This is a genomic window from Dietzia sp. DQ12-76 (genome assembly GCF_014145045.1).
Taxonomy (GTDB): Bacteria; Actinomycetota; Actinomycetes; order Mycobacteriales; family Mycobacteriaceae; genus Dietzia.
In genome coordinates, this window is record NZ_JAALDV010000270.1 from 1 (window position 1) to 5,767 (window position 5,767).

Sequence of the window (5,767 nt, forward strand, 5' to 3'; positions counted from 1 at the left end):
GCCCGGCTCCTCGCGCTGGCCGGCCGCGACCCCGCGTCGGCCTGACCTCGCGGCGACGGCGAGCGCGAGGGCGACGGCGACGAGATTTCACGTGACCGGCGCCGCCACCGGGTCTAGCGTTGCGGATACCGGGTCGCACCGGCACGCGGTCGCCCGTGACGAGAGGCTCCGATCATGGCCATGACCTGTATCCCCTACATCTCCTTCCCAGGTAACGCGTCCGAGGCGTTCCCGTACTACCAGGGGCTCTTCGGCGGGAAGCTCGACGTGATGACCTACGACCAGTTCCCGTCGACGGAGGACTTCCCGTTCGACCCGCCGCACGGGTCGGTGGCGCACGCGACCCTCGAGGCCCCCGGTATCAGCCTGACCGGCGGAGACTCCATGGGAGAGAACCTCCCGCAGCCGCGGAACGACGTCTACTCGTTCCTCCTGGGTTTCGACACCGAGGGCGAGGCCCGAGCATTCCTGGACAAGGTCACCAGCAGCGGGGGCGAGATGGCGATGCCGTTCGAGGTCGCCCCGTGGGGGGACCTCTACGGGCAGGTCCACGATCGGTTCGGCATCCGCTGGGACGTGGTGGTCGAGGGCTCGGCCAGCTGAATCACCGACCGAACGACCCGTGACCGCGATGTCGGTCACGTCGGCTTGTTACGGTTCTGACATGGATATCTCCGGAGCAAGTGCAATCGTCACCGGTGGCGCATCGGGAATCGGCGCCGCCGTCGTCCGTCAGCTCGCCGCGCAGGGGGCCAAGGTGGTCGTCGCCGACCTCAACGCCGAGAAGGGCGAGGCGCTGGCGAACGACGTCGGGGGCACGTTCGTGGCTGTCGACGTGACCAAGACCGAGGACAACGTCAAGGCCGTCGAGGCCGCTCTCGAACTGGGCCCGCTGCGGTACCTGGTCAACTCGGCCGGCATCGGGTGGGCGCAGCGCACGATCGGCCGCGACGGAGAGTTCGCCTCGGCCTTCGACCTCGACTCGTTCCGCAAGGTCATCGACATCAACCTCATCGGCTCCTTCGACATGCTGCGACTGGCCGCCACGGCGATGTCCCGCGGCGAGGCCGACGAGGACGGCCAGAAGGGCGCGATCGTCAACATGGCCTCCGTCGCCGCCTTCGACGGCCAGATCGGCCAGGCCGCGTATTCCGCCTCCAAGGGCGGAATCGTGGGGCTGACCCTCCCCGTCGCTCGTGATCTGTCGGCCGCCGGCATCCGCCTCAACACCGTCGCCCCCGGCCTCATCGACACGCCGATCTACGGCGAGGGCCCCGACTCCGAGGCGTTCAAGGCCAAGCTCGGTGAGAGCGTGCTGTTCCCCAAGCGTCTCGGCTCGGGCGACGAGCTGGCGTCGATGGTCATGGAGCTGCTCACGAACCCCTACATGAACGCGCAGACCGTGCGCGTCGACGGTGGCATCCGGATGCCACCGAAGTGAGCTGACACCGACGTGAGCTGACACCAGGTCGCCTCGGGTACACGACGGCCCCGCCGGAATCGATTTCCGGCGGGGCCCCTCGCGTATCCAGGGCCCGTCGTACGGCCACGCCGCGCCCGTCCCTCACTGTTCACATCCGCCGACCGCAGCCGCCCGTGTCCCTGAACTCTCGCGTGCGCAACCGCGCAGGCCGGTGTTCATCCAGACGGGCGTCTGCCCCGCAGGCGTACAGGCGCGGGAGCAGATGCCCGCCCGGCGGCGGTCAGGTCTTGGCGCGGCGCTTCTTCAGCCGACCTTCGAGGTAGACGGCGAACTTGGTGAGCGAGTAGTTGATGACCACGAAGAGGATGCCCGCCACGATGTACGCGGGAACGGTGTTGGCGTAGGCGGACCCGAGGGTCTTGGACCAGTTGAGCAACTCCAGGTAGGTGATGCCGTAGCCGAGGGCGGAATCCTTGAGGACGACGACGAGTTGGCCGACGAGCGCCGGGAGCATGGCCGTGAGAGCCTGCGGGAGCTGGATCGAGCGGAGCACCTGCCCCGGCGTGAGGCCCACGGCGAGCCCGGCCTCGGTCTGGCCCTTGGGCAGTCCGTGGACTCCGGAGCGGACGAGTTCCGCGATGACCGCGCCGTTGTAGAGGGTCAGGGCGGTGACCACCGCGGCCAGCGGCGCGTGCTGGTTGGGCACGAGGTTCGAGGTCGCGAAGTATCCGAAATAGGCGAACACCATCATCAGCAACACCGGGACCGAGCGGAAGAACTCCACGATCACGCCGCAGAACCACCGCAGCGGCGCGAACGGCGAGAGTCGACCCATACCGAAGAGCAAACCGAAGATCACCGCGAGCACGACGGAAATGGCTGCCGCCGTGAACGTGCCCTTGAGACCGGGGATCAGGTAGGAGGTCCACACCTGCGGGTCGGTGACGAAGGGCTCCCACATGAACGCCTGCAGCTGGCCGGCGGCCTCGAACTGGACGTAGACCACATAGGCGATCCCGAGGGCGATCAGGGCACCGACCACCGTGAAGATCTTGTGGCGGAGTCGGGCCTTGGGTCCCGGGGCGTCGAACAGAACGGCCTGGGTACTCATCGCTTCACCGCCAGCTTCCGTGAGAGGGAGGTGGTCCAGAGCCCGATCGGGAGGGTGAGCACCACGAACACCATGGCGAAGAAGAAGAACGTCGGCAGGCTGGCACCCTCGTTCTCGGTGATCACCTGCAGCAGCCCGGCGGAGTCACCTACGCCGATGACCGCGGCGACCGTCGAGTTCTTGATGAGCGCGATGATGACCGAGCCGAGGGGGGCGATGGAGCCCCGGAAGGCCTGCGGGAGGATCACCTCGCGCAGCGACTGCCCGAACCCCAGCCCGATCGACCGGGCCGCCTCGGCCTGCCCCACCGGGACCGTGTTGACGCCGGAGCGCAGCGCCTCGCAGACGTACGCCGCGTGGTAGACCGCGAGCATGATCGCGGCCCACCAGAAGGCGTTGCGGGCGAAGTTGTCCGAGACGGACAGCTGGAGGATGAAGGACAGGCCGAGGATGCTGAAGACCATCAGCAGGGTCAACGGCAGGTTGCGGAAGATGTTGACGTAGGAGGTGCCGAGCCCCCGGAGGACGGCCACCGGGGAGACCCGCAGGATCGCGACGATCGTCCCCAGCACCAGCGCGCCCGCCGTCCCGAGCAGCGAGAGCTGGATGGTGACCCACACCGCCCCGAAGACGTCGTAGTTGGCGAATATGTCGCCCATGGTCGACCTTCCCTCATGAGGAGTGTGAGGTCCTCCGCGCCACTGTCCACTGTGACGCGGAGGACCCGGGTGGTCAGATCAGGCGCAGGCGTCCGGGTTGGGCGGGTTCCCCTCGCCCGGGACGAACCCGGCCGGGCCGAGGTTCTCCTCGACGGCGGCCTCCCAGCTGCCGTCGGCGATCATCTCGCGGATGGCCTCGTTGATCTGCTCGCACTTCTCGGTGTCGCCCTTCCGGATGCCGATCCCGTAGAGCTCCTCGGAGAACGGGGCGCCGACGACCTTGAGCTGGCCCTGGTACTGGTCCTGCGCGGCGTACCCCGCGAGGATCGTGTCGTCCGTGGTCAGGGCGTCGACCGCGTTGGACACCAGTGCCGAGACACATTCGGAGTAGGTGCCGAACTCCTGGAGGTTGACCCCCGGGACCTCTTCCTGGACGTTCTGGGCCGAGGTGGACCCGGAGACCGAGCACAGGCGCTTGCCCTCGAGGGAGGCCGGGCCCGTGATGCTGTCGTCATCCGCGCGGACCAGCAGATCCTGGCCGGCGATGAAGTACGGCCCGGCGAAGTCGACCTTCTCCTTCCTGGAGTCGGTGATCGAGTAGGTGGCGACGATCATGTCCACCTGGCCGGTCTCGAGGAGGGTCTCGCGCTGCGCGCTCGGCGCCTGGACCCACTCGATGTCCTCGGCGGGGGTGCCGAGCTTCTCGGCGATGTACGTGGCCACGTCGACGTCGAGCCCGGTGTAGTCGTTGCCCTCCTTGAGACCGAGGCCCGGCTGATCGAATTTGATGCCGATCCGGAGCTGGTTCTCGCCGCCGTCGTCGTTCCCGCACGCGGCGAGGCCGAGGGCCAGGGTGACCGCCGCGGCGGCCGATCCGATCCGTCGGAAGTTCATGGGTTCTCCTCGTGAAATGGGTGGGTAGGGATAGTGGGAATCGGTGTCGGATCGGGCGGGCGGGGGTGAGAACGCCGCTGCAGACCGACTCAGTTGGTCAGGATCTTGGACAGGAAGTCCTTCGCGCGACCGCTCTGCGGGTTGGTGAAGAACTCTTCAGGGGTCGCCTGTTCGACCAGCTCGCCGTCGGCCATGAAGATGACGCGGTCGGCCGCCTTCCGGGCGAATCCCATCTCGTGGGTGACCACGACCATCGTCATGCCGGACTTGGCCAGGCCCGTCATCACGTCGAGGACCTCGTTGATCATCTCCGGATCCAGGGCGGAGGTCGGCTCGTCGAAGAGCATCACCTTGGGGTCCATCGCCAGGGACCGGGCGATCGCCACGCGTTGCTGCTGACCGCCGGACAACTGCGCCGGATACTTGGCCGCCTGGTGGCCCACACCGACGCGGTCGAGCAGTTCCATCGCCCGCTTCTCGGCGGCGGCCTTGGTCTGCTTGCGCACCTTGATGGGTCCGAGGGTGACGTTCTCGAGGATCGTCTTGTGGGCGAACAGGTTGAACGACTGGAACACCATGCCGACGTCCGCGCGGAGCCTGGCGAGCGCCTTGCCCTCCTGGGGCAGTTCCTTGCCGTCGATCGTGATGGAGCCCGATTCGAAGGTCTCGAGCCTGTTGATCGCGCGGCAGAGGGTCGACTTTCCGGAACCCGAGGGCCCGATGACGACGATGACCTCGCCCTGTTCGATGGACATGGTGATGTCCTTGAGCGCCTGGAAGTCACCGAAGTGCTTGTTGACGCCAGAGATCTCGACGAGTGCCATGCGGAGATCATAAGCGCCTGAGGGTTTATCGAGTATCGACTCGCCGATCCGGGATTGCGGTCGACAACTCCGCCCCCCCTCCGTACCGTCAGCGTATGGCGATATCAGACGTGCAGGAATACGCCCATCTCTCCGCCGAGGACGTCGAGGAAATCGGCCGAGAGCTCGACGCGATCCGGCAGGAGGTCATGGATTCGCTCGGCGAGTCCGACCGCCGGTACGTGAACGACACCATCCGTCTCCAGCGCGGCCTCGTGGCCGGTGCCCGTGTGGTGCTCCTCTTCTCCGGGTATCGACCCGCGTGGCTGCTCGGCACCGGCATGCTGGCCGCCGGCAAGATCATCGAGAACATGGAGCTCGGCCACAATGTGATGCACGGGCAGTGGGACTGGATGAACGACCCGGAGATTCACTCCACCACGTGGGAGTGGGACATCGTGGGGACCTCGGAGCACTGGAAGGCCACCCACAACTACCACCACCACAAGTACACCAACATCGTGGGGATGGACGACGACGTGGGGTATGGCGTGGTTCGCGTGACCCGCGACCAGCCCTGGCATCCGGGGTACTCGCTCAACATCGTGTGGAACACGATTCTCGCGTTCACTTTTCAGTGGGGCGTCGGGGTGCAGCACCTGGAGATCGCGCCCGGCACGATCAACTCCTCGGGGTGGCCCGAGCAGAAGCGGCGCATCGGCCAGTTCCTCCGCAAGGCCCGCCGCCAGGTGGGTAAGGACTACGTGTGGTTCCCGTTGCTCTCCGGGCCCAACTGGAAATCGACGATGGCGGCCAACGCCACCGCGAACGTCATCCGCAACCTGTGGTCGAACGCGGTGATCTTCTGCGGGCACTT

At 66.9% G+C, this 5,767-nt stretch carries 6 protein-coding genes and 1 pseudogene; 3 read left to right on the plus strand and 4 right to left on the minus strand.

Going from position 1 to position 5,767, the window contains the following annotated elements; all coding sequences use genetic code 11:
* Positions 1 to 180 precede the first annotated feature (180 nt).
* Together G6019_RS09900 and G6019_RS09905 are read left to right on the plus strand one after the other, a co-directional pair.
* A complete protein-coding gene (locus G6019_RS09900; RefSeq protein ID WP_309230206.1) occupies positions 181 to 603 on the plus strand; it encodes a VOC family protein in 423 nt (140 codons plus the stop codon).
* A gap of 61 nt (positions 604 to 664) precedes the next feature.
* Complete coding sequence (locus tag G6019_RS09905; protein ID WP_182612689.1) at positions 665 to 1,441, plus strand: SDR family NAD(P)-dependent oxidoreductase; 777 nt, start codon at positions 665 to 667, stop codon at positions 1,439 to 1,441.
* Between the two features lie 262 nt (positions 1,442 to 1,703).
* On the opposite strand, the gene G6019_RS09910 is transcribed toward G6019_RS09905, so the two are convergent.
* From G6019_RS09910 to G6019_RS09925, 4 genes are all read right to left on the minus strand, one after another.
* Entirely contained in the window at positions 1,704 to 2,534 is an 831-nt protein-coding gene (locus G6019_RS09910) for an amino acid ABC transporter permease (RefSeq protein WP_182612691.1), read from the minus strand.
* Complete coding sequence (locus tag G6019_RS09915) at positions 2,531 to 3,193, minus strand: amino acid ABC transporter permease (protein WP_017837355.1); 663 nt, start codon at positions 3,191 to 3,193, stop codon at positions 2,531 to 2,533. The genes G6019_RS09910 and G6019_RS09915 overlap by 4 nt, the downstream gene beginning before the upstream one ends.
* Positions 3,194 to 3,271: 78 nt before the next feature.
* On the minus strand, positions 3,272 to 4,087 hold the full coding sequence (locus tag G6019_RS09920) for a glutamate ABC transporter substrate-binding protein (protein WP_107757632.1): 816 nt from the start codon (positions 4,085 to 4,087) through the stop codon (positions 3,272 to 3,274).
* Between the two features lie 89 nt (positions 4,088 to 4,176).
* On the minus strand, positions 4,177 to 4,911 hold the full coding sequence (locus G6019_RS09925) for an amino acid ABC transporter ATP-binding protein (RefSeq protein WP_107757633.1): 735 nt from the start codon (positions 4,909 to 4,911) through the stop codon (positions 4,177 to 4,179).
* A gap of 152 nt (positions 4,912 to 5,063) precedes the next feature.
* On the opposite strand from G6019_RS09925, the pseudogene G6019_RS17295 reads away from it, so the two are divergent.
* Positions 5,064 to 5,767: pseudogene (locus G6019_RS17295) on the plus strand (fatty acid desaturase family protein); the annotation flags it as partial.

Bases quoted from the DNA above. Each gene is read 5' to 3' on its own strand.
- G6019_RS09900 (WP_309230206.1), top strand. From the start codon at position 181: ATGACCTGTATCCCCTACATCTCCTTCCCAGGTAACGCGTCCGAGGCG.
- G6019_RS09905 (WP_182612689.1), top strand. From the start codon at position 665: ATGGATATCTCCGGAGCAAGTGCAATCGTCACCGGTGGCGCATCGGGA.
- G6019_RS09910 (WP_182612691.1), bottom strand. From the start codon at position 2,534: ATGAGTACCCAGGCCGTTCTGTTCGACGCCCCGGGACCCAAGGCCCGA.
- G6019_RS09915 (WP_017837355.1), bottom strand. From the start codon at position 3,193: ATGGGCGACATATTCGCCAACTACGACGTCTTCGGGGCGGTGTGGGTC.
- G6019_RS09920 (WP_107757632.1), bottom strand. From the start codon at position 4,087: ATGAACTTCCGACGGATCGGATCGGCCGCCGCGGCGGTCACCCTGGCC.
- G6019_RS09925 (WP_107757633.1), bottom strand. From the start codon at position 4,911: ATGGCACTCGTCGAGATCTCTGGCGTCAACAAGCACTTCGGTGACTTC.